Here is a 23,958-nt window from a genome sequence, read left to right on the forward strand (position 1 = left end):
GGAGGGATGATGGCTCTGATCACTGATGCGCTTTCTTCACTATTGGGCAGTGGCGAAAGTTGGGACTGGTTTGAGCATATTCACCCTGCGTCGTTTCGTGGCATACCTTTTGCTGTTGTCAGCGCTGAAGGGGTGTTTGGCCGCCGACAGGCGGTGCATGAATATCCCTACCGTAATACTGCCTGGGTGGAAGATCTGGGCCGCGGCACCCGAAAAATGACCATTCGCGGTTTCATTGTGCATAACAGCCTGGCGTATGACGCGCCTGATGTTATCACTCAGCGAAATTCGCTGGTGGCCGCCTGTGAAATGGAGGGGGCTGGCACGCTGATCCATCCGACGCTGGGTGAACTCACGGTCAGCGTTCCTGATGGTGGCCTGCGCGTGCTGGAAAGTGTGGATAACGGGAGATCGTTCGAATTCACACTCACCCTCATTGAGTCCGGCCTGAAGGTTTTCGCCATTACCGGCAGCACACAGGCTGCTTCCCTGGTTCAAACCAATTGGCTACGCACCGGCTTGATGGCAGCCACCAAATTTATCGCAACGGTGAAGGGCGAGATCAGGAGCGTCACCCAAACCATCAAGACACTGCGAAACACGGCAGCGTTTTGGGGAAACATGGTGAAAGGCACGGCCAACGAAGTGACGAACCTCAGCAATGTTCTGAAGTCCACCTTCGGCAGCGCCCGCTATGGCAGGTATAGCAAAGGGAGTGTGGGCGGTGGGGTCTCCGGCTCTACCGGTGCGATTAACCGGGCAGAGGACACCGAGGATTACGCTGGGCTGGTTCATCAAAAAATGGCGGCGGCGGTGACTGGCCGTGCAAAGTTGCTGACCCTCACTGCAACCTTCGAGAGTGTGACCGCAGTCGATACTTTTCCTGTCGATGCGAGGGCGATCATTGATGAGGTGATTTCGGTAAGTGGCAGCGTTGAGGAAAAGATCCGCATGCTGGAATCCTTGGCCTCATACCGAAACGCGACGTTTTACGCGACAGATTCTGAAAATGCCATTGCTCAAAGTGCCACGATCCTGCTCTGCGTTTTATCCGCCGGCGCCCTGGCTGTGGTGGCGGCAGACTATGAGCCCTCAAGCTATGACGATGCTATTTTGATGTTAAACCGCGTCTGCGGCACGCTGGATGACGTTTTACTGATGGCGGCCGATGCCGGCGACGATGATGACTATCTCAATTTGCTGGAAACCCGAAACGCCCTCGTCAATGCATACGGGCAGAAGGGTGCGGAACTGAGCTCGCTTACCCAAGTTGTTATGTCCGCTTCATTGCCAGCGTTGACGCTTGCCAATCGCCTTTACCAGGATGCTGCACGCGGGGATGAGTTGGTTCAGTCGGTTCAGCCGCGGCACCCAGCCTTTATGCCGGTGAAATTCAGGGCACTGCGAAAATGAAAGACGAGCTGATATTGAAGGTGGGAAACAAAATCATTCAGGGGTGGGATGAGGTCAGGGTGACGCGGGGTATCGAACGCTTACCTTCTGATTTTGATCTGTCACTGATGGACTACTACCCAGGCACAAACGAAAAGCAACTGGTTAAAAAAGGCGACGCGTGCCAGGTCATGTTGGGCAATGATTTGGTGATAACGGGCTACATCGATCGGTGGTCTCCGACGCTATCTAAATCGCGGCATGAAGTGAGGGCAACCGGCCGGAACAAATGCCAGGACCTGGTCGATTGCTCTGCAGAGTGGCCCAATAACGTCATCAGCCAAGCCAACGCACTGGAAATAGCTCAGCGTCTGGCGGCGCCCTACGGCATAAAGGTGAGTTCTGACGTGACTGATCTGGTGACGGTGCCGCAATTCACATTGAACTGGGGGGAATCGTCACAAGAAATCATCGACAGGATCAGTCGGTGGGCGGCGTTGCTCTATTTCGATACCCCTGATGGCGATCTGCGGTTAACCCGGGTCGGCACCCGCAAGGCAGCCAGTGGCGTGGCACAGGGTGAGAATATCGAAAACGCATCACTGATGGACTCGATGGACGAGCGATTCTCCGACTATGTCGGCGTATCGATGTCGATGACCCCCGCGATGGAACTGTCGCCTGACAGTGGGTATTCAGCGGTAACTCTGGCCAAAGCGCGAGATCCTGAAGCGGCCAAAATGCGGTATCGCAACCGGATCATCATTGTTGAAAGCACAATGAATTCCCATGGCCAGGCACAAAACTGCATCGACTGGGAAATGAACCGACGCTATGGCCGTTCCCGGCAACTGCAGGTGACGGTGGATAGCTGGCGCGACAAGGACGGCAAGCTGTGGGAACCCAATACCCTCATCCCCATCAAGATCCCTAAGTTCGAACTCCCTGATGAGCTGTGGCTCCTATCTGAAGTGACCTTTATTCGTAATGGTTGGGAGGGGACAACGGCGAGGATGGTACTCATGCCGCCTGAGGCGTTCGCGGTTCAACCTTATCAATTTTACAGCCAAGTGCAGGAGCTTAATAGATGAGTGGCGATATTTTGAGACAGCTCGGCCGCCGCGTTTCCATGATGCTCGGCATTGGCCGGATCACTGCGCACAGCGACGCCGGCGGCATTCAAAAGCTTCAGTATCAGACGCCGCTGGAAGTGCGTGGCGGAACGCCACGAATGGCCGAATTCGGCTTTTCTTCAGGCCTGCCGGTGGGTACTGATGTTGTGCTCGCTTATCTGGGCGGGGATCGCTCCAGCGCCGTGATTGTGGCCAGCAACAACCAGCAATACCGGCAGTCTGGTTTAAAGTCCGGTGAGACGGTCATTTATAACCAGTGGGGCATGTTCATAAAGCTGACCGAGAACGGCATTGAAGTTGAAGCGAATGACAAACCGGTGACCGTTAGAAACGCAACAACGGTTACGGTCACGGCAACAGAGAAAATTCGACTCGAAACGCCACGTCTTGAGGTGACAGGTGACGTTATCGATAACTGCGAAAGTAATACCGCCACGCTGAAACAGCTGCGTGATGGCCACAATGATCATGATCACGTCGTGAAAAATGTCCAGGGCGGCAACGAAGAGAAAACCAGCGAGAAACCCGGGGAGCCTGTTGTATGAGTGATATCAGTTCTTTCTGGGACGTTGAACGGCTGGCGGCGGATTGGCGTGAGGGCCACGGCGATCTGATGAATGGTGATGATCTGCAGACCTCGATCATTATCAGCCTTTTTACCGATCGCGTTGCTCGTGATGATGACGATATTGATGGTGATGATCGCCGGGGCTGGTGGGGGGATGCGGACGAGGAGCATGATATTGGCTCCCGCCTCTGGTTGCTGAGGCGGCAGAAACTGACGCAGTCGGTCGCGCAAAAGGCAGAAGAATACTCCCGAGAGGCCCTGCAATGGCTGGTGACTGATGGCGTGGTGTCGTCGTTCTCTGTCGCTACTCAAATCGTTTATCCCCGCCGTCTTAACATGGTGATCCGCTATCAGAGGCCGGGGAGTAGTGACGATACGGATATGCGATTCTTTTGGGTTTGGGAGCAATAAATTATGCCATTCAAGCGGCCTACATTAACTGAGCTGCGTGAGAAGAACCGCACACAGCTCCAATCAGAACTCCGTAAGACCGGATCACTTTTGCGCTATTCCAATATGCGGGTGCTGGCGGATGCCGATGCCGGCTTGGCGCATCTGCATTACGGTTATCTGGATTATATCGCGCTGCAGGCCACCCCCTTTAACGCAACGGACGAATGGTTGTCCGGCTGGGCCGGGTTGAAAAGTGTTTACCAGAATGCCGCAAACCCGGCATCAACCCCATCGTATCAGTTCAGCGGCACAGTGGCAGCGCCGGTAAGCAAAGGCGCAGTGTTACGCCGTGGTGACGGTTACCGCTATCGGTTGGATGATGACGTGGTTATCGGTGCCGCCGGGAAAGGGTACGGTAAACTGACGGCTTTACTTCCCGACATCATCGACGACCCAACGGGCGGCGGTATTGACGGAAATGCCGATGCCGGAACCACTCTGACGCTTGATATCTCCTTGCCTGGCATCGACGCCAGCGGCGTAATGATGGATCCGGCAACAGGTGGTGCTGATATTGAAACGCAGGAAAGTTTGCGCGCCCGGATGTTGCTGGCATACCAAAATCCGCCGCAGGGCGGCAGTGACACGGATTACGAGCAATGGGCGCTGGCTGTGCCTGGTGTTACGCGCTGCTGGCCTAAACGGCGGCTGATGGGCGCTGGCACCGTTGGGGTCTACATCATGTGCGACGGCAACGATGAAACCAACCATGGATTTCCTGTTGGGACTGACGGCATATCCCAGTTTGACAGCTGGGGGGCGCAAAAGGCGACCGGGGACCAGGGGCGCGTAGCGGATTATATCTACCCGCTGGCACCGGTGACCGCCCTGGTTTATGTCTGTTCTCCCGTGGCCAAATCAGTCAATTTTGAAATCAGTGGGATCAGTAATGTTGGCAGCGCTATCACCGCGGCCATTGCGGCTGCGATCGACAACGTTTTTTTTGAAGGAGGCACGCCGGACGGTACCGGTAAGATTTTTCTTTCAGATCTGAACAGGGCGATCGGGGACATTGATGGTACCGCCGGCTTTATCCTGGTTTCGCCGACGGCGAATATTGAGCTTGGCGTGGGGGAATTGCCAGTACGCGGTGAGGTGAATTATACATGAGCCAGTTTACCGCTGAAAATTACCAGCAAGCGCTGCAGGCGTTGATACCAACCGGTTTGGCGTGGCCACGTGATCCAGACAGTGTCCAGGCGGCAGTGATCCGGGCATTAGCAAATGCCTTCCTGCACAGTGACAATGATGCGATAGCGCTTTTAGTCGGCGCTTTTCCTGAAACTGCTACGATCCTATTGACCGAGTGGGAGAAAACTCTCGGCCTGCCAGATGATTGTTCTATTGGTGAGGTAGACACGATTGCCAAACGGCAGGCGGCAGTTGTGTCAAAATTCATCAGTACGGGCGGCCAGTCCAGGACGTACTTTGTCAGTATCGCTCGGGCGCTGGGTTACAACATCACGATCAACGAATACCGCCAGGCGCGTGCGGGTCTTTCTGTCTGTGGGGATGGGCTTAACGGCGATGACTGGCCATTTGTATGGCTTGTTGAGGCTGAGGAAACCACAATTACCTACGCGCGTGCGGGAATGAGTTATTGTGGTGATCCGCTGCGTTCTTGGGGGAATCGGCAGCTTGAATGTCGCATGAACGCCCTAGCACCGTCGCACACCATCGTGAAATTCGGTTACATTAATTTCGGTTTTAACGACGAAGGTGTTTATAACGTGACCTCTGAGTTTGCCGAAATATTCGATATAGCCTCAGGAAATATTTAAAACCCATTTAATCATCATTATTAATCGTTTCATTAGCGAGGATTTGTCATGCAAAAAGTTGGTAGTGTTACAGAAACAGCAGACCAAAATTCAGAGTTTACGAATGGTAATGTGGCTCAAGGGGTACCACCGACCATTCTTGAAGCGGCTATTTTCAATACGTGGCAAAGAGAAATGTGTAATGTAGTGGAGGGCAGTGGGATTGCTCTCGAACCTACAGACGATGGGCAGTTGCTAAAAGCCATAAAGAAAACGAACAAAGATCAAACTCCTGCTTTGCTAGCTGCAAACGGCCATCAGGAATTACCTTCTGGATTAATTATTCAGTGGGGTAATGGGATTGCTGGAATCGACGGTAGTAAACGTGTTTTATTTCCAACTCCATATAAAATTATGGTATTTAGTGTGATAGTAACACCAACAAACAGATTTAATGCTAATACAATGATCGGGGCAAATGTGGATAACACTAACTACCAGCTGACCGGGTTCGACATGATAAGTTACTCACTTGATTTGGATGATAGCAAGGTGGTTAGAGGATCGAATGGTTTTACATGGATGTCCTTTGGCTACTAGCAGGTACACCCATGCTGTATTTATCATGCTAAGACACGTTTTGCGGATAAACTATTACGAATGTATTTCTGGGCCGGCATTTCATAAAATTTATGAGTGGCTATGCTTGTGAGTATAAGGGTGGCCATGAATAAAGTTAAACTAATTGGTGTGTAAAATACGCTTCGCTCAAAGCCAAGGAAGTCGCTTGATAATGAGAAAATAATTTGCAGTGGGAAATGGATAAGATAGGATGAATAACTTAAATTACCAATCCAATTAATTTTTTTAAATAAGCCCTCACTTTCACAACTAATGCACACTAAAAAACAAATTAAACTAGTAAATCCTAAAGCGGTCACAATGAATGCATTATTAGTTTGAAAGTAAAAAATATAGGCCCATCCAATAAACATGCAACATCCGCTAATGACTGCGGAAAACTTGCTGCCTATATTCTTAATTAAATATGCAATAATAGTGTATGCTGCAGCACCGCAAAAAAATGCGTACAGCCCTATGCCAATTTTATAATTAAACTGGAAGATGTAAAACCCAGAAAGCATGAAGAATGGAATAAGATAGTATCGACATTTACCCATAAGACAAGTTATAAAGAAAATTGCATAAAGCATGATCTCTACTGAAACTGACCATACGGGAGCGTTGAATGACCAGCCGGACTCCAACCCCCAAGCGGGAATCATAAGAATGTTTAATATAGCATGGTATATGTCATTTAATTGATAAACAAAAAAAGAGTTATGTGACTTGATGTAAAAAAATTGTAGTATTGCAACTAAAATAAAGGTAAGTATATATAATGGATATAAACGACTTAGTCTATTTATGGTGAATTCTACAACGCCAATTTCTTTTTTCGAGATTTTTTTAGAGTAGAGCCAGTAAAAAATAAATCCAGAAATGCAGAAAAAAAGTTCAACAGCAAGATCTCCGTGGAGATAAAAAATGGATAGGTAATTATAGAGTGGTTGTTTTTCCACGATAAAATTACTTGGCTTATCACCAATATAAAAGAAGTGCTGCCAGTGCCAAAAAACAACGGAAATGGCTGCCAATCCTCGCAATACGTCAAGGGAGTATATTTTTTCAGGAAGGCTTCTGCTCATGCTATGTCAGCGCCAATTTGTTTCATTTTCATTACGATAGCGTCTAGCTCTTCTGCGCTCAAGGCCAGTTGTGCAGCGATAAAAAACAATATGTGTGGGGACATTGCTCGCGGCTCAGCACCGCCGGTGTACTTGCGCCACTGGCTATTGCTGGCTACACCAGCGAGATCAGCCATTTGTGTTCCAGTATACCCCAACTCTGATTTTAATTTTTCCAGATCCTCTGGAGCAGGAGCTATGTATTCTTTAATTAATCGCATTTTGCACCTGTCAAAAAGCCCCTTTCGGGGCTCCTTGTTAAATAAATTTGATAATGATGGTTGTCACTGTTGCCACCGCACCGATTAACCCTGTGGCGACTGCAACCGGATACCACATTGTTTCTCTGTTAATTTTTGCTGTTTCAGCCATTAGCTTTGCAATTTCAGCGTGAATCTTTTCCAGCTCGGCGGTGGTCATATCGGTCATCTCGTTCTTCCTTTCGGGTCGGGCTGCGGACTTTCCGCTACCTCATGTAATAAATAATAGCCCCATTGGTGCTAATTGTCAACAGTCAATCTAAGCCGTTTATACGGCCCTATGGAACTAACTATGGCCCAACGACATAATACCGGGAATCCTCGTCCTTCTAATAGCATGAAGGATCTAAATGATAACGCTCTTGCTTACGATGATTTTCTGAATGGTGAGCAAGAGGTTGCATACGATCGTTTCCAACAACCATTTCCAACCGTGCGCAAACAAGTATCAGAACGTATTAATGAAATCATAGGCGCTCAGCAAGATGCAGAGATTTATGCAGCAAAGGCGAGCCAGGCCGCCGATAACGCTCAGAACATCGCTGACGCCAATACTTATTACATTACACCGGAAGACCCAGACGGGACGATTGCTGGCTTGGCTGGAACGCCAGATGGGGAATCATTCCGCGTTGCTATTCCTGATGCCACTGGCGGTACGGTTGCTTTCAATTATTATAAAAACAACGGCGGTGTTGCTGAGTATATAAACTCGCAACCAAATAAAAGATATATAGACGAAATATATGAAGTCGCTGAATCCACAGATAAACGTACGGAGTCATTGCAAGAGTCACCTGACTCTCTGTTTGATGTGGTGTCAGCTAATGGCATTCGTAAATTACGTATCAGGAATACCGACGGGGGTATCGAACTAAACGGAGTAATCGATCGCCTTTTAACTGGCGATTCTGGTTTGAATTTCTCGGGCAGTACTATTGATAACAATGCCCCTCCAGGGTGGCTGTTTATCATTCACTCTATTAATGGCGTGGTGATTGCGGGCGTCAAAGAGGATGGGACAAAGGTTGGCTGGGGCGGCGACGGTGGTGGGCAGGCTGGCGGGATTACCCCCGGTGATACGGCGGTGGGTTATGACGATATTCGTAACTACACTGGCGACGCCACCGTGCGTGACGTTGTGGGCGAGCGCATCAATGGTCGGTTCGTTGTTGATGCCTCCGATTCGACTTCACCAGATGATGGCGGTGGAGTACTGGTCGGGGTTGATGGCCGCCGCTGGGTACGACAAGCTGATTATGTATCATACGATATGTTTGGAGCACCACGCATCCCAGAAGCTACCTATCAGCAATACGAAAAGCTTTCTCGCACGGGAAGCGAAAACTCCGCACAGGCATTACTGGCACCCCAGGCGGCTGCCGATCAGGCGATGGTTCGCTGTCACGCATTCGCCAACAAGTACAGTCTGCCAGTAGTGCAGAACACCGGGCGATTCCTGTGGATTGCTGACGAAATTATCGTTCGTACCCCATGTGATTTAACTGGGTGCACGGTGGTGACGAGTAACCGAAGCGGCACCGACGAGGCGCACTGGGGCAACGTCGATGGCGTTTACGACAATTCCGTCCAGCCAATGTATATGTATCGTATTCAGGGCAAGGCCCGTATTGATTTCACCGCCGACGAGCTGGCAGAGCTGAATACTACCTATTCGACATACCTGCGAAAAGGCAGCGCTTTCCTGCCAATGCCGAAACTTTCCGAGTATCGCGGTGGCATGGTGGCCTTTATTTCTTCAACCGTCGAGCTCTATCGCTCAGGCGAACGGAGCAGCCCTCGCTATGAAGTTCACTTGCGAGATTTTTCGCGCATTGGGCGCAATGGCTCGCTGAGCGACCAGTTGGTGAAAAACATCCCGAATGGTACCGTTGTTGAAGTGTGGGTCCAGCCGAAGGAAGACGCCTGGCTGACGTTTAACCCACCAACCTTCTTTGAAGCTGGCAATGGGCGAAAATTCGTCAACATCCAGATCGAGCGCTCGATGGTGAACCTCAACGACCTGGTGATGCATAACTGGTCTACCGGCGTTGTCGAATCCCGCGTAGCAGTGGGTTCATATGGTGTGTTCGATATTCGCTGCCGCAATGCAACAGCTGAGTGCATTCCGTCGGCTGCTGGTGGCGCTTATGTCATCAGCTTCCGCAACAGCATCGATATTCACGTGGAAGGGTACTATGGACTGTATGGCTGGGGCTTCCAGGGCCACCACGGATTGAAGCGCGTCATCATCGATAGCTCTGTCATGAACCGCTTCGATTTCCACTCGTTCGGCTACGACGTGAATATCAGTCGCACTGCCTTCAAAGGCAAGCAGGTCTACCTCCAGGGTGGCGGGAAGTACACGTTTGAAGATAACTCTTACATGGTCACTCAACACAAGGCTACCCAGGCTGAGGCGTTGGAATATCGGTTAGATTACTTCATTAACATGCGTGAGGATTACGCTGGTGACTGTGACTGTACGCTGACCGTGCGTGATTTAGTTGTGCGCTTCGACAGAAATATCACCGCAGCTTGGGCTGCCGGTATTCTTTCTTTCGACGTTGTGCGCATGAACAGTGGCACAGTAGCGAATTATGGGGTGAACACCAAGACACCACACACGATTATTGGCGAAAACATCGTATTCGATCTAGAAGGAATGTCTGCCTCACTCCCTGATAACTTTGCTTTTACGTTCTGCCGCGCCTACAGAAACATTTACAGTACGTTCAACCGCACGTTCCTGCCGTCGCTGGTGAGCATCAAGGATATGACTGCGATCAACGTACCAACGGATAAGAATGCCGCTATGGCTATTTTCCGCTGTGGTTCAGATATGGCTCAGAACCCGTTCGGTAGCCGAAATAAAATGCGCCCTAACGGCACTAGCGTCGATATTTTCGGGCAGAACGTCGTGAGCGTTATCAATAACCCGGAGATCGAAAACAACTATTGTCCAATGGTCTATTTGCCGGGGAATACATCCGGCTGGGATACACCGGTTAGTGGGGCGACATATCGTACTAGTGCATACTCATGGGTGCCGAAGGTGACGCTGATCAACTGCTCGCCTATGCTTATCCATGCGCCTGGCGTTAAAGCCGAATTCGATATTCACGGTGGTGTTCTGGCCCGATTTACCGTTGGCACGACAGAAAATAACTGCCGTGTCACTGGTGCAGATATCCAGCTTTACCCAGATGCCGCTGGTAATCTGTACTTTGATGCCGATCGCGTGCGGACAGCCAACTGCGACTGGTTCGATCCTGCCAACGGCGCGACGTACTCCGGTACTTTGACCGGCATCGGCAATGGAAACCGTGGCACCATTGCCCACTCACCAAACATCCCGACCTAAGGAAATAAATATGGCAGGCACTCGAATTTTCTGTAACGCGATCATCCCAACAGCCGATTGGAATAACGATTATGTTCCGGTGAAGGGGAAGCTGATTACCCGCGCACCGCTGCCGGTTCTCGCGAGCTTCGATCTGCTGAATCCACTGGATAACAGCGGTAACGGCTACGAAGTCTCAGCGGGCGGCGCAAAAGTTCAGCCATGGGGTCTTCACTATGACAATGGTGCGGCACCCTCACAGACTAACTTTGTAAAAACAGGTCACGGCGCGGTTTCGTTCGTGACGGCTTTTCGCCTCAATGCGGTGAACCGCTACATCAACATTTTCAGCAACCGCAGTACCGGCAACGGCTTTAACCTGTACTACAGCGGCCAGCTTCTGATGGGGTACATTTTCCCATCGGGTACTACTGGCAACATTGCAGTTGGTACCGTCGCGCAGCCGGTGGTAGGAGAATGGTACGTGGCTGCCGGGGTGTTTGATCCGGTGAATAAGAAAGCCAACGTGCAATTCAGTGAATTGGGCCTTCGATATGGCGATATTGGGGCATCTTTCCCTGTGGATACTACGCTAAACACCCCTATGAGCATCGGCGGCGATCCAAATGGTAGTACCACATCTTCGATGAACGGTGATATTGCGTTTAGCGCGGTTTACGATGGCGTATTTACGGTAGACCAGCGCGACAGCATGATGAGTGTTGGCATGGAAGTACTTACCGATCGCGGTCTGATTTAAACCATAGTGCCGGGATGGACCCCGGCTATTTAACTTTGATTGTGGGATGCTGCCATTGTGTCACTCCGGGGATGGTCATGGAGTAATGGTCACTGGGGTGGGACAAACTTGGGACAGGGATGTTTTCACATCTGTTGATATGGTTTTCTAAGTTTTTGCATCTTGGGACGTGTGAGCGCGGTCTGATGCGGTAACTGACTGTATTAAAAGGTGGTTCTAGGAACTTCTAAGCCGTAGGTCACAGGTTCGAGCCCTGTAGGGCGTACCATTTAGATCCAATCAGTTACGCTTATTCTCCAACAGCTACACTTTCCAAAAGTGCCAGATTAGTGACATTGCCCGCCAAGACTTCGTCAATTTTTCTCGCATGTTCGGTTAACAGAGGACGTCTCCAAGAGTGAATGGCCAACAGATTAACGTTTATGTCCTGCACTACATGCCCGAAGAGAAACAAGCTGAAGAGTAATATCTCACGTACGTAGTAAGTGCATTGGTTCAGCAGTTCAGTTGCTTCGATATATAAAATCTGTTGTTTTATAAGAGATTTGTTTTCCGTATTGAACCAACAAATGCCTATTTTGAACCAACGTTTTCATGATTCCCTCCCCCAGATTATGATTTTGACCTCTGTTTCTATTGTTTTTTTCTGGTGAGATCCCACTTGATTTGACAACTAATCACTGTTGAGAGGTCAGTCCAGTATCCACTCAGCAGGAAGATGCTTTGCAAAAAGTTGTGCAGAAGGTGGCGGCATGAGGGTATGGTCACTGAAATCGAGCAAGTCATTGAGAAGTGGCATAAGAAAACGGCTCCCTGTAGTGGAAGCCGTTATAGTGCCGTAGTTTAAGGATCGGTTGACCGACCCTTAACTGCTCGGCATTGCACCATAGAGTGGTTGGTTTTAAATTAGCAAGTCGCTATAGCGAACTACTTTTTTGTTTCTCTTCTTCTTTTCTACATGCATCAATGTTTTTAAAATTGTATTTAAGGTAAACCCGTCCAGTATCACCACTTGCAGCCATCGCTTGGATTACAATCGACTGTAGATCGCTCTTTAATGGCTGGGCTTTAGTTCCTTTCCATTCAGAGCCGAAAAATCTCTCTTCTTTAAGTAATCCCATCATCCAGTCACGTGGATCCTTCCATATGGATCCTGGCAACAAAACATCATTAATCTTTCTATTACCATAAATAGAAGTAAGCGACTCTGAAATTTCTTCAACCTTAGACTTTAACACAAGCCCATGACTGTCTGTATTCAGGTCTTTACTAATGGCTCGAATCTGACACAAACCAACTTCAGGAGATATCACTAAACCATAATTTTCGAAATAAGCATTTTTTTTAGGAACAAAGCCAGTTGCGTAAATATTAAAGCTATTTGGCACTTTCTTTAACTCAACGCCAGTCATATCTTCGATATTCTTTTTAGTTAATCCAATTTGTAGCCCTAACGGACCTGAGCCTGGAGGAAGTAAGGCTTCTTTTGCCTCATGATCTTGAGCAACAACTGACTTTTGGGATGTAGATGTTGATGCAGGAGTTACTGAGTTGATAGCCGAAGGTAGTGATAACCCATATTTTGCCGACAATAACCTCTGCTGTAACATCGCCTGACTTTGCTCTTGAGTGGCGATAGTTGCCATTTTTAATGACCCAATGAGCCCTCCATTATATTGTTCTGCATCTTTTTTCGCTGCTGATATCTCATGAGAAAGATTTTCTAATTCAGTTGCTAATTCTCCCGCAAGTTTTGCGTCAGGAGCAACAGCGTTTGTGACGACCTCAACTTTTGCACCTGATTCAATCGCATTTATTCTCTGTTGAATCAGGGCCTTGTTGGTTCGGAGAATTTCAAGTCTTGTGTGTACTAGGTTTTTTATCAGTCCACCATTTAACATTTCATCCTGTTTAGTGGCATTCTTAATATCGTCATCTGTCTTAATTAATTCTGTCTTTAAGCTCGTGACTTGTTGCAGCTGCTCAGGCGAAAGTTCTTTTTGACCACACCCAGAAATCAAAACACTCAGTAATGTAGCAATTATTACCTTTTTCATTCAGTCCAAATCCTATAGACAAGTAACAAGTCGTTACATGGTAGCAGAGGGCGCAGCGGTGGCAATGACAAAGCTGTTTTTGTCCGCGTTTTGTCGGCCTTTATCCTGGAGTCAAGTGTAGGGCGCGTGACAACATGGCTTAAAAGGTGGTTATAGGAACTTCTAAGCCGTAGGTCACAGGTTCGAGCCCTGTAGGGCGCAGTTCCCATTCTCGGTCACAATGTTTGGTAATCAATGAGCTATTGCCACCGTTAAATGTGCAACCAGCCATTAATCAGCGTACAACTCTGCCCACCAATCCAGGGTTCATCGTGAATAAAACGGACATTAACCCGGCCCTCTCGACGCAATTGGGTACCTTGTCGAACTTGATACCCCTGTGCCGTCAAGCCACCGTCGGGGAAATTATTGGCCTTCAACAAACGGGCCAGGCACGCATTAGCACTGCCAGTCACTGGATCTTCAACTAACTTATCCTGTTCAACCAGAAACGCCCGCATTTCGTAATCAGCTGGATCACTCGATGAATAGGCACCATAAATCACCACGCCATCAACATGATAAGCCAGTTGCAGCTTTTTAATCATGGGTTGATCCGGTGTGACGGTCAGACAGGATTGGGCGTTTGGCATACGAACCATAAGCCAGCGAATGCCCATGTCGGCAATCACCGGCATCGTAACTGTTTCAATCACCGCAGGCTGAAAATCGGCCATCAGCCATTCCCTTTCCTCAACAGACAGCGTTCGAAACGTGACCGCTGGTGCGGCAAACGCCAGGGTACCTTCCGGTAAGATATTGACCGCAACCAGACCCACTCCACATTCTTGCATAACCACCCCCGGCTGTTTGGTCACTAACCCAGCCTCCAATAATGCATGGGCCGTACCCAATGTCGGATGTCCGGCAAAGGGTAACTCTTTTTCGGGGGTAAAAATGCGCACCTGGTAATCGGCAATCGGATTAGTCGGTTTGAAAACAAACGTCGTTTCCGAAAGGTTGGTCCAGCGAGCTAATGAAAGCATCTGTATTTCATTCAGCCCATCGGCCTCCAGAACCACTGCCAGGGGATTCCCCTGCAATGGCGAGGTGGTGAATACATCCACCTGTTTGTAGGCGCGTGGTATCACATTATCTGTTCTGAACATTGGCCATAATCCGTTATATACAAAGCTTGATGATAGCTCTATTCAATGACTTACATCAATTTATCAATCTGCAGCCAGGGTATCCCTTAATGTCTCACCTTATTCAAATAACAAATTGTTGATCTGGTTTTCAATGGCCGGCAGCGTTAGGTGGGTCCATACCCACCTAACGAGAACCTTGCTCGCTCACCATAAAAGATGACGGGAATTTTTCAGTCTTATACCGTCATGCGACTCTCTTTTTATCGGTTTATTAAATATACGAAAAATGTAAAATAATAAATAAGGCAATGAACACCAAAATGAAATTCAATGTGCTATTACTCATGGCTTACCCCAGCCGTAAACTTCCATAATTATATTATCGGAACCAATATCTCTACGTTGAGAATCTGCTCTTCACTATAATTATCTGGATATAATTCGACAACAAATTCATCTTTCATTTTCACATTGAGAAAGGGGAGGTGTTTGTCATACATGTTTTTGTAAAAGGTGACGTATTCGTCTTTTTTTCCACGAAAGGGCAGGATTAGGTATTTACCTGCGGGGAAGTAAAGGCAGTTTAAAGAGCAAAAAACATCTGATGTCAGCATGACACGAAAAGAGGAATAACATTGATTAAGCGCGCAACAGTGAATGTCAAAAATACCCTGCATTCCCTTTTTATGACTGTTAGAAATGTCTTTTATTGAGATGTCTTTACCCGTTGAGTGATAAATAAATGCATGACACGTTTTAACCACCCCTAAGTCTTGCGGGAGAGAGATATAATAGTGGTCTAACTCCCCATTATTTATGTACGGGGGATATTGTTTAGAAAAGTCCCATTCCGGCTTTAATCGGAATTTTTTGGGTGTCTCACCAAAGAATCTTTTGAATGCGCGGGTAAAGCATTGTTGAGAACTGAACCCTGACGCTACAGCAACAGTTAAAATATTCCCCTGTGATTGCTTGAGTAAAATCGCAGACTTACTCAATCGTCGATGTCTTATATAAGTGCCAATTTTTATTCCAATGTGTCTTTTGAACAGTCGCTGCAAATGCCATTTTGAATATCCAGAAATGGCTGCCAGTCTATCAATTGATAACTCTTCAATGATGTTGTTTTCTATGAACTCAACGACTTGAGAAACTATTTCTTTTCGATAATCCATTAAACCTCCGTGTTTCTGATAAGAAAATCGTGACACATTCGAGGCTGACGGGGCATTGAGATTCATCCTAAAAAACGCTCTCATTCAAATGGAATTACCAATTGAAATGCGTATTTATTGCTTGATTTGTTAACCGGAATTATTAGTTTCATAGGGTATTATTTACCCCAAAAATGATAACATTTGATTTTGGTTTCTTTATTTTTTGTTGAATCAACTATTTTCTTTTCCTTTGTCCAGGCTTGCGAAGTGTTAACGACAAAATAAGGCTGTTACTGGGGTGATGTGAAAGTAGCAACATGCTTAATACGCAAGCTAAAAATGGCGTGAGCCTATGCCCACGACCGTAAGCCTGAATTAAAAATTAAATATTTTTTAAATAGGGATCTGCGGGATCACTTCCCGCGAAGATCTGCCACATCCTGGTCTTTCACATTCAATGCAGGCTGTGCCCCAAACTCTTTCAGAATATAGGTGCTTAGCGTTGCAATCTGTTTGTCACTCAGCGTGTCGGCAAATCCTGGCATAAACACCTCACTTTCATTGGTTTTGCGCGATACACCGTGCAGGATGACGTTGAGCAGATTGTTCGGCATTTCTGCACCAACCACGCTATTTTTCATCAATGAGGGGTAGTATCCATCTTCGCTGCCCTGACCACTGAAGCTGTGGCAACTGGCACAGTTACCGAGGAACAAACGCGCACCGTCGGTCTCCGGGGTATCTTTGAACGGTACGCCACGCAGGTTATCGACGTTGGTCGCTTCATTGCCCCAGTCGGAACGGCTCTTCGTCACATCAGAATCTGCCTGTGGCTCCAGTGTCTGTATGTAAATCGCCATTGCATTCAGATCGCTATCGGTGAGATGTCGCGTACTGTTTTCTATCACCTCAGCCATTGGGCCGGCCGCCTGCGCTTTGCCATTCACATGGCCGGAACGCAGATACTGCACGATGTCGTCCTTACTCCAACTGCCGATACCGGCTTTTTTGTCGGAGGAAATATTAAATGCGGTCCAGCCGTCCACTTCTGTTCCGGCATAGGGTTTGCTGTCTTTCATCCCCATGGTGATATTGCGCGGAGTATGGCATTCGCCACAGTGCCCCAGCCCTTCGACCAGATATTTTCCCTGATTCCATTCGTCTGACCGGCTTGTGTCCGGCTCAAAGCGCTTGCTGTCGAAGTTCACCAGATTCCAGAACCACATGCCCCAACGTTGGTTGAACGGGAACGGCATCTCATTTTCGCGATTCGGCTGATGCACCGCCGGCAGGCTGAACAAGTACGCTTTGATAGCTTTAACATCGTCATCTTTCAACAGTGTGTAAGAGGTATAAGGGAATGCAGGGTAAAGATGCTGCCCCTCTTTATTCTTCCCTTCATGCACGGCGCGAAGGAAGTCGGCATCGCTCCAGTCGCCGATGCCGGTCTCTTTATCCGCCGTAATATTTGGTGAATAGAGAGTGCCCATCGGCGTTTTGAAGGCCAGACCACCAGCAAATGGCTTGCCGTCTTTGGTGGTGTGACAGGCCACGCAGTCGGCGGCCTGGGTCAGATATTCACCGCGTTTAATCAGATCGGTGTCGGAACCATCGGCGTTGGCCGCCAGGCTAAACATTCCGGCTGCGGCCATCAGGCTTAGGGTTAATTTTTTCATCATTACACCTCCGCCTTAATCGTATCCGCGAGGCGCAGAGAGAGCGCCGCTATGGTCAGGGTACAGTTTACCGAGCCCACGGTTGGCATCACCGCGCTACTGGCGATAAACAGGTTACTATGGTCGTGGGTACGGCACTGGGTATCGACCACCGAATTTTTCGGATCATGACCCATAATAGTGGTGCCGGTGATGTGATTGTTATTGGCAAAATCCTTGTAATAGGTGATTTCGGTACCGCCCATCAGGCGCGCCGCATCGGCGTAGACTTTATAGGTGTGCTCAGCACTTTTGCGCACGTAGTCGTCCATCGCGTAATAGAACTCCGGCTTCGGAATGCCCAGTTTGTCTTTTTCCGTGCGGCTCGGAATTATACGGTTTTCCGGATGCGGCAGGATTTCGTGAAAGCTGTCAAAGCGCACATAGCGTGATGAACGGTCGCGGATACGTTTGTCGAGTTCCGGCCCAAGGAGCAGCTCACTTTTTTGTGCCAGCGCTCGTCCCGCTTCCTGATCGGTTCGTGACACGTTCGAAAGGTGGATTTTCTTCGCGGCGTACTCTTTGCGGAAGTCACCGTCGCGGAACCCGATCATCGAGGTCATTTCCTGCGGCCCACGCCCTGGCCACAGGGCTTCGTTGGCGTAGAATTCTACGCCGACGCCAGGGTGGTCCATCAGGTTACGGCCCACCTGGTCAGAACTGTTTCCCACGCCATGCGGGTTTTTGTCGTTGGCGGACATCAGCATCAGCTTCGGAATTTCAATTCCGTTGGCCGCCAGCACAAAGTATTTGGCTTCGGCACGGTGTTCATTCCCCTCTGGATCTTTAAACAGAGCCGCGGTGATCTCCTGCTTGTCGTTCACTTCCAGCTTATACACCACGGATTCAGGACGCAGAACGGCGCCATTCTTCTCGGCTTTTTCGACGTGCGTGATAGCGTTGTACATGGCCCCAATCGGGCAGATCGGCATGCAGTTGTTATTCCCGCAGCAAGTCGGGCGGCCGTCATACGGGCGACTGTTACGGGCTACCGGCTCGGTTACTACAGAGTAACCGTTGTTATTGAGCACGGTTTTCAGGCGCTGCTCGTTATACGAAAGCGGCAGAGGATCCATCGGATAGGGGGCACTGCGTGGTGATCCCAGATCTTCATTATTCGGCCCCCATACGCCCAGTTCCTGCTCAGCACGGAAGTACCATTTTTCCAGCTCGGCATAGTCAATTGGCCAGTTACGCCCCACGCCGTACAGCGATTTGATCTTGAAATCATTCGGAAGGAAGCGCCATGCCGATGCCGCCCAGTGCCAGGTGGTGCCTCCGACAACACGGATAAACTGTGCGTCATACGGATGCTCACCTTTTTGAATCAGATAATTATTACTTGGGTTGGATTCCGGATGCGGGGCGTAGTCCATCGATGGGTAGGGTTTCATGTTGTCAGACTTATCAGCCTGATTCCGGAAGTTTTCGACGATTTCCCAGCGTGACATGCGCCGGCCGGCTTCGAGGATCAGGACTTGCTTGCCGGCTTTCGCCAGTTCATTCGCGACAATGCCGCCCGCCACGCCGGAGCCTACAACGATAACGTCAGCTTTTAATGTTTCGGCCATTTTCTTTCCTTAATTAAAACGTGACATCGGGCTTGGCAGCCCAGTATCCGGGACGATGAGTACAATAAGAACGGATCACCAGAACGTCAGATACCGCGTCAAACATCAGCGCTTTTTCATAAGTCACCACGGCAATATTTTCCCCCTCGCCAACCTGGCCCAGGTACCAGCCTTGCAGGATCAGTCGTGCAATATCCTGCTGCGGTGCGCTCCAACCCGTCGGCGTGCCCGTAGGTAATGTTTGCAGCAGCGCCAGTTGGGCCACGGCTTCAGGCCTGTACTGCAAAATGGCAGCAAGCAGACGTTGGCCGATCACCGGATTAAGGTAGCGTTTGCCGGTCAGGGCGCGGGAAACTCGCATAAATTTGTCGAGGTTTACCGGGGAAGGTTGTCCATCGGCCGCAAAGGCTTTAAGTGAAACCGGCATCATCAGGCTGCTGACCAGCCCGACACCGATAAAGCCCAATAAGCGACGACGCGAAACGCCGTTGACGCGTAGCGTTTTCGAAGGGGGGGTTGACATTGCATCTCTCCTAAATAGAAACAGCGCATTACCGGTTGAACGGGTATCCGGAAGTTATGGGCCATCATCCCTATAGGGGCATCAGGGATATACCCGGTCAAACCGACCAGGATGATTTATGGTGCGTGTTTTATTGCGCATTATTGTTATAAAATTTTCCGATATATCATTAGCCATCGGGTGATATATCAGGTTAATTCGGGCGACATCCTGATTACCTTGATTTTTTCTCAATTAAAACCAGGCTAAAATCCCAGACGTGCCTTTAATATTCTGACAACTGGCTGTGCATCGGTTGGAAATATTAAAACGCCATTATTAATTTATAGAGAAGCGAGTACGGGAGTAGAGGCAACTTCCAAAATGCCATTGATAATAAACTGTACCCCCATACACACTAACAAGAACCCCATCAGGCGAGAAATAGCTTCAATGCCCCCTTTCCCGACAATCCGCATGATTGCGCCTGAGCTCCGCAGGCATGCCCATAATATAATGCCAATGGTCAGGAAGATGGCGATCGGTCCAACGATTAACACCCAATTTTCGAAGCCTAACGGGTTGTTTTTCATGCTGGAAGCTGAGCTGATAATCATCGCAATGGTGCCTGGCCCAGCAGTACCCGGCATGGCTAGCGGGACAAAGGCTATATTGACCGAGCTTTTCTTGCGTAGCTCCTGCGTTTTTGCTTCAACCTCCGGCGCTTCATCTTGGCTCTGTTGCGGGAACAGCATACGAAAGCCAATAAAGGCGACAATTAGCCCACCCGCGATACGCAGACCCGGGATGGAGACACCAAAAGTATGCATCACAACCTGGCCGCCGTAGTACGCTACGACCATGATAAGAAAGACATAAACCGACGCCATCAACGATTGTTGATTACGTTCGGCTGTCGTCATCCCACTTGAAAGCCCGAGAAGCATGGCAATCGTGGTGAGAGGATTGGCTAAAGGCAGCAACAGTACCAGACCTAATCCAATAACCTGAAGTAGCTGCATAAACCCCGTCATAATAATTCCCTTATGTGACGTCAAAAATTCCCCAAGGTGCTTGGGGGCTTTCCTTGTACTTATCCTAAGTTTCCTGTTGCTCGCACTTCGTTAATTTATTGCAATAACAAAGTAGGGGCCCACGCTGCGCTCACCCAGTAATTCTAAACCCTTTGCTTGTCATCATCCTGGGCAAACACCGATATAAGTAACAAATACTTAAACACTGTGGCATAAGAATGGTGAATATCATTAACAAAAAGTGTTTTAATGTTAGAAGATCTGGTTTGCGACGGCTGTCTATTGCCGTGAGATTGCGATCATCCTGTTTTGGTTGTGTTGTTTTTATAAATCAATGGATTATAAGATTTTCGCTCTTCATGGTGACAAAATTGCAGTGGCCTCGGTTCGAGGCTAGCTGCTGTTTTATCACGCCACTGATTTTTAAGTGTGGAAAGGTTTTACTGAGGTCAATCAGACGGGAGTTATTTTCACCCCAGGTATCGCTGTACCATTTCTAAGCTTTATTGCCTGCTGTGAATATTAGGAAGGAAAAATGCGGAGAGGATCCTCCGCATTCGGCTGTAGATCAGAAGTTAAGCGTTTTTTACCAGCAAACAAAACCACCATCGACGACCAGATCAACACCGGTACAGAACGACGCGGCATCACTGGCAAGGAACAGTGCCGGGCCAGCCATCTCTTCCACTTTTGCCATTCGCTGAATCGGTGTCTGGCTTTCAAACTCACGGGTCTGATGGACCATTTCAGGGCGTGTGTTCATCGGTGTGGCGGTGTATCCCGGGCTGATGGAGTTGACGCGGATCCCTTTGCTGATCCACTCCATTGCCAGGCTCTTGGAAAGGTGGATAACACCCGCTTTGGAGCAGTTGTAATGCGCCTGCTCAAGGCCACGATTCACAATAATGCCCGACATGGAGGCGATATTAATAATTGAGCCACCGCCCGATTCCTGCATCAGTTCGGCTTCCGCCTTACAGGAATTCCACACGCCGGTGAGGTTAATATCGATAACCCGCTGCCATTGTTCGCTTTCCATCTCTAGCGCCGGGTTGGCATTGGCGATGCCGGCCGCGTTAACGGCAATATCGAGGCGACCGAAGCGGTTTTTAGCCAAGGCGACGCCAGCACGCAGATCGCTGAGTTGACGCACATCTCCGGTGTAAAAGCAGGCTTGTCCGCCAATAGCTTCGATATTTTTAACGGTTTCGGCAAGGCCACCGTCTTCGCGTAGATCAAAGCAGACCACCCGGGCGCCCGCGCTGGCGAGCCCGTAAGCTATCGTCTGACCGATGCCGCTGCCGGCACCGGTCACGAAGGCCACGCGATCCTGCAGATTAAACAGTTGTTGGGCAAAATCCTTCATGATCATAGTCATCACTCTCTGAATCAATATGTTGTGGCACGCTACTGTGTAAATCCAAGGGCTACCGTTCTGGTTTTGTCGTCCCTGACGGGGATTACGACATAATCAGGCCGCCGTCGATGTTGATGGTTTGCCCGGTAAGATAGCGTGCATCGTCGGAAGCGAGGAAAGCCACCAGCCCGGCGACATCTTCTGGTTTACCGGCGCGTTTCATCGGAATACCTTCGACCCATTCCGCCATCAGTTCTCCCTTGCCATAGCGTTTTTGTTCGGTGCTAAGCGCTTCACCCCATACACGGTCGTTGTAATCCCACATATCACTTTCGATAATGCCCGGGCAGAAGGCGTTGACGGTGATATTCCACGGTGCCAGTTCGTGGGCCAGGCTTTGCGTAATCCCAATAACCCCCATTTTGCTGGCAGCGTAATGCGGGGTGTAGATAAAGCCCTGGCGCCCCTGACCTGAGGAAGTATTAATCAGGCTACCGTGGTTTTGTTTCACCATGTATTTGGCGGCTTCGCGGCAGCAGAGCCAGACACCGGTGGTGTTAACCGCCAGCACTTTCTCAAAGTCGGCTTTCGGCATGCGATCGTAATAATCGATGGTGATCACGCCAGCATTCTGGATCGAGACATCGATAGTGCCGAAACGGGCTGCGGCTTGCTGATACAACGATTGCACCTGTGCTTCATCCGTGACATCGACCTGCAATGACAGGATATTGGCCTGATAAGTCTGGCGTAAGGTTTCTGCCGTTTCATGAACGCGCTCGGCGTTGGAAACCATCACCAGGTTTGCGCCATCGCGAGCAAAGCGCTCAGCAATACCTGCACCAATCCCGCGGCATGCGCCGGTGATGACCACCGTTTTGTTGTGGAAGTTTCTTTGCATGTTTTTTCCCTTGTGTAGGCCGCACGCAAGCGCGTGCAGCGTGGGTAATGAAAGCGTGTTAATTGGCGGCCTGAGCCGTGCCAAGTTTTTCCTCATGGCGGCGCATCAGGATGACCTTGTTCTGTAGTTTTTGCTGGAATTGGTCGACGACGACGGCGGTGACGATAACAACGCCCTTAATGACCATTTGCCAGAAATCACTGACCCCCATCATCACCATGCCGTCGGCAAGGAAGACGATGACGAAAGCACCAATAATTGAGCCCGTAACCCGGCCACGGCCGCCTGCCAGCGCGGTTCCACCCAGTACGGTGGCCCCGATGGCGTCCATTTCGAACATGTTGCCGGTCATGGGGTGGGCCGTTTGCAGCTGTGAAGCGACGATCAGGCCAACAAATGCGGAACACAGGCCGGAGAAGGCGTAAACGAATATTTTCGCTTTCACGATGGGGACGCCAGCCAGGCGAGCGGCGGATTCGTTACCCCCAATAGCGTAGATATAGCGGCCAAGTGGTGTTTTGGTGGTTAGCCAGTAGCCCAGCAGCAAGAATCCGATCATCAGCCAGATAGGCAGATAAATACCCATCAGCGTACCGGAACCCAGCGTGGCGAAACCGGTATTGCCCAGCGCTTCTATACCGTTGAGGTTGGGGTAGGTGCTGCCGTCGTTGAACAGTAGCGCAGAGCCCCTGGCGACATACATCATGCCCAACGTACAGATAAAGGGAGCCACGCCGAAACGGGTGATCACGGCACCGTTAATAAAGCCGACGACGATACCGAAAATGGCCACGCACAGAATCACTTCTGGGACGTTGAAGAAGATGATGCTGCCATTCCATAAGGGCAGGCCGTTGGTCAATAATGCCCCAGCGACCATTCCGCAGATCCCGGCGACGGCACCGACAGACAGGTCGATCCCGCCTGTCAGGATAACCAGCGTCATGCCAATGGCCAGCAGGCCGGTGATGGCCACATGCTGAGTCATAATCAGCAGGTTGGACGTGGTCAGGAAATTCGGGACCATCACGCTGAAGACCGCGATAACCAGCAGTAGGGCGATGAAGGTTCTGGCCTTCAGCAGGTACATATAAATCATATATTTCTGGTTCATGAT

The 23,958-nt window shown here is 49.5% G+C and carries 22 protein-coding genes; 9 read left to right on the forward strand and 13 right to left on the reverse strand.

The genetic code is table 11. The annotated features are described in order from the left end of the window. The first annotated feature begins 9 nt into the window (after positions 1-9). From ACGS9J_RS06610 to ACGS9J_RS06640, 7 genes are read left to right on the forward strand one after another with little or no spacing between them, the layout of a single operon-like run. On the forward strand, positions 10-1,413 hold the full coding sequence (locus tag ACGS9J_RS06610; RefSeq protein WP_442230197.1) for a DNA circularization protein: 1,404 nt from the start codon (positions 10-12) through the stop codon (positions 1,411-1,413). Next, positions 1,410-2,483, forward strand: coding sequence for a phage baseplate assembly protein (locus tag ACGS9J_RS06615; RefSeq protein ID WP_442230198.1), 1,074 nt, complete (start codon positions 1,410-1,412; stop codon positions 2,481-2,483). Before ACGS9J_RS06610 ends, ACGS9J_RS06615 begins: the two co-directional genes overlap by 4 nt. Next, positions 2,480-3,070 (forward strand): phage baseplate assembly protein domain-containing protein, encoded by a 591-nt coding sequence (locus ACGS9J_RS06620; RefSeq protein WP_442230199.1) that lies wholly within the window; start codon positions 2,480-2,482, stop codon positions 3,068-3,070. Before ACGS9J_RS06615 ends, ACGS9J_RS06620 begins: the two co-directional genes overlap by 4 nt. Then, complete coding sequence (locus tag ACGS9J_RS06625; protein ID WP_442230200.1) at positions 3,067-3,504, forward strand: phage GP46 family protein; 438 nt, start codon at positions 3,067-3,069, stop codon at positions 3,502-3,504. The genes ACGS9J_RS06620 and ACGS9J_RS06625 overlap by 4 nt, the downstream gene beginning before the upstream one ends. Positions 3,505-3,507: 3 nt before the next feature. After that, a complete protein-coding gene (locus ACGS9J_RS06630) occupies positions 3,508-4,656 on the forward strand; it encodes a baseplate J/gp47 family protein (protein WP_442230201.1) in 1,149 nt (382 codons plus the stop codon). Further along, positions 4,653-5,327: a YmfQ family protein gene (locus ACGS9J_RS06635; protein ID WP_442230202.1), complete on the forward strand. Its 675-nt coding sequence runs from the start codon at positions 4,653-4,655 to the stop codon at positions 5,325-5,327. The genes ACGS9J_RS06630 and ACGS9J_RS06635 overlap by 4 nt, the downstream gene beginning before the upstream one ends. A gap of 48 nt (positions 5,328-5,375) precedes the next feature. Continuing rightward, positions 5,376-5,906, forward strand: a complete 531-nt coding sequence (locus ACGS9J_RS06640) for a gp53-like domain-containing protein (RefSeq protein WP_442230203.1) — start codon at positions 5,376-5,378, stop codon at positions 5,904-5,906. A 23-nt stretch (positions 5,907-5,929) separates the two neighbouring features. On the opposite strand, the gene ACGS9J_RS06645 is transcribed toward ACGS9J_RS06640, so the two are convergent. Genes ACGS9J_RS06645 through ACGS9J_RS06655 form a run of 3 tightly spaced genes read right to left on the reverse strand, consistent with a single transcriptional unit; the run spans position 5,930 to position 7,483 of the window. Further along, positions 5,930-7,015 (reverse strand): acyltransferase family protein, encoded by a 1,086-nt coding sequence (locus ACGS9J_RS06645; RefSeq protein ID WP_442230204.1) that lies wholly within the window; start codon positions 7,013-7,015, stop codon positions 5,930-5,932. Next, a complete protein-coding gene (locus ACGS9J_RS06650) occupies positions 7,012-7,275 on the reverse strand; it encodes a helix-turn-helix domain-containing protein (RefSeq protein ID WP_442230205.1) in 264 nt (87 codons plus the stop codon). Before ACGS9J_RS06650 ends, ACGS9J_RS06645 begins: the two co-directional genes overlap by 4 nt. 37 nt (positions 7,276-7,312) lie before the next feature. Further along, positions 7,313-7,483 (reverse strand): hypothetical protein, encoded by a 171-nt coding sequence (locus ACGS9J_RS06655; protein ID WP_165283071.1) that lies wholly within the window; start codon positions 7,481-7,483, stop codon positions 7,313-7,315. A 123-nt stretch (positions 7,484-7,606) separates the two neighbouring features. On the opposite strand from ACGS9J_RS06655, the gene ACGS9J_RS06660 reads away from it, so the two are divergent. Together ACGS9J_RS06660 and ACGS9J_RS06665 are read left to right on the forward strand one after the other, a co-directional pair. Next, positions 7,607-10,678, forward strand: a complete 3,072-nt coding sequence (locus ACGS9J_RS06660) for a hypothetical protein (RefSeq protein WP_442230206.1) — start codon at positions 7,607-7,609, stop codon at positions 10,676-10,678. Between the two features lie 10 nt (positions 10,679-10,688). Continuing rightward, positions 10,689-11,417, forward strand: a complete 729-nt coding sequence (locus ACGS9J_RS06665) for a LamG-like jellyroll fold domain-containing protein (protein WP_442230207.1) — start codon at positions 10,689-10,691, stop codon at positions 11,415-11,417. 917 nt (positions 11,418-12,334) lie between these two features. On the opposite strand, the gene ACGS9J_RS06670 is transcribed toward ACGS9J_RS06665, so the two are convergent. The 10 genes from ACGS9J_RS06670 to ACGS9J_RS06715 form a co-directional block, all read right to left on the reverse strand. After that, positions 12,335-13,474 (reverse strand): hypothetical protein, encoded by a 1,140-nt coding sequence (locus ACGS9J_RS06670; RefSeq protein ID WP_442230208.1) that lies wholly within the window; start codon positions 13,472-13,474, stop codon positions 12,335-12,337. 251 nt (positions 13,475-13,725) lie between these two features. Continuing rightward, positions 13,726-14,622 (reverse strand): PhzF family phenazine biosynthesis protein, encoded by an 897-nt coding sequence (locus ACGS9J_RS06675; protein WP_442230209.1) that lies wholly within the window; start codon positions 14,620-14,622, stop codon positions 13,726-13,728. A gap of 356 nt (positions 14,623-14,978) precedes the next feature. Beyond that, complete coding sequence (locus ACGS9J_RS06680) at positions 14,979-15,779, reverse strand: helix-turn-helix domain-containing protein (protein ID WP_442230210.1); 801 nt, start codon at positions 15,777-15,779, stop codon at positions 14,979-14,981. 395 nt (positions 15,780-16,174) lie between these two features. Continuing rightward, the gene (locus ACGS9J_RS06685) at positions 16,175-17,437 is read right to left on the reverse strand and encodes a c-type cytochrome (protein WP_442230312.1); all 1,263 of its coding nucleotides are present in this window, start codon (positions 17,435-17,437) and stop codon (positions 16,175-16,177) included. A 2-nt stretch (positions 17,438-17,439) separates the two neighbouring features. Continuing rightward, positions 17,440-19,047, reverse strand: a complete 1,608-nt coding sequence (locus ACGS9J_RS06690) for a GMC family oxidoreductase (RefSeq protein WP_442230211.1) — start codon at positions 19,045-19,047, stop codon at positions 17,440-17,442. A 13-nt stretch (positions 19,048-19,060) separates the two neighbouring features. After that, complete coding sequence (locus ACGS9J_RS06695; protein WP_442230212.1) at positions 19,061-19,570, reverse strand: sugar dehydrogenase complex small subunit; 510 nt, start codon at positions 19,568-19,570, stop codon at positions 19,061-19,063. 323 nt (positions 19,571-19,893) lie between these two features. Then, the gene (locus ACGS9J_RS06700; RefSeq protein WP_442230213.1) at positions 19,894-20,583 is read right to left on the reverse strand and encodes a MarC family NAAT transporter; all 690 of its coding nucleotides are present in this window, start codon (positions 20,581-20,583) and stop codon (positions 19,894-19,896) included. Positions 20,584-21,169: 586 nt separating this feature from the next. Next, positions 21,170-21,955, reverse strand: a complete 786-nt coding sequence (locus tag ACGS9J_RS06705; protein WP_442230214.1) for an SDR family oxidoreductase — start codon at positions 21,953-21,955, stop codon at positions 21,170-21,172. Positions 21,956-22,043: 88 nt separating this feature from the next. After that, positions 22,044-22,841 (reverse strand): SDR family oxidoreductase, encoded by a 798-nt coding sequence (locus tag ACGS9J_RS06710; RefSeq protein ID WP_442230215.1) that lies wholly within the window; start codon positions 22,839-22,841, stop codon positions 22,044-22,046. Positions 22,842-22,899: 58 nt separating this feature from the next. Further along, positions 22,900-23,955 carry an ABC transporter permease gene (locus ACGS9J_RS06715; RefSeq protein ID WP_442230216.1) on the reverse strand — a complete coding sequence of 352 codons (1,056 nt, stop codon included), beginning with the start codon at positions 23,953-23,955 and terminating at the stop codon, positions 22,900-22,902. Between the last annotated feature and the right edge of the window lie 3 nt (positions 23,956-23,958).

Source organism: Serratia quinivorans (assembly GCF_052113645.1).
Classification (GTDB): Bacteria; Pseudomonadota; Gammaproteobacteria; order Enterobacterales; family Enterobacteriaceae; genus Serratia; species Serratia quinivorans_B.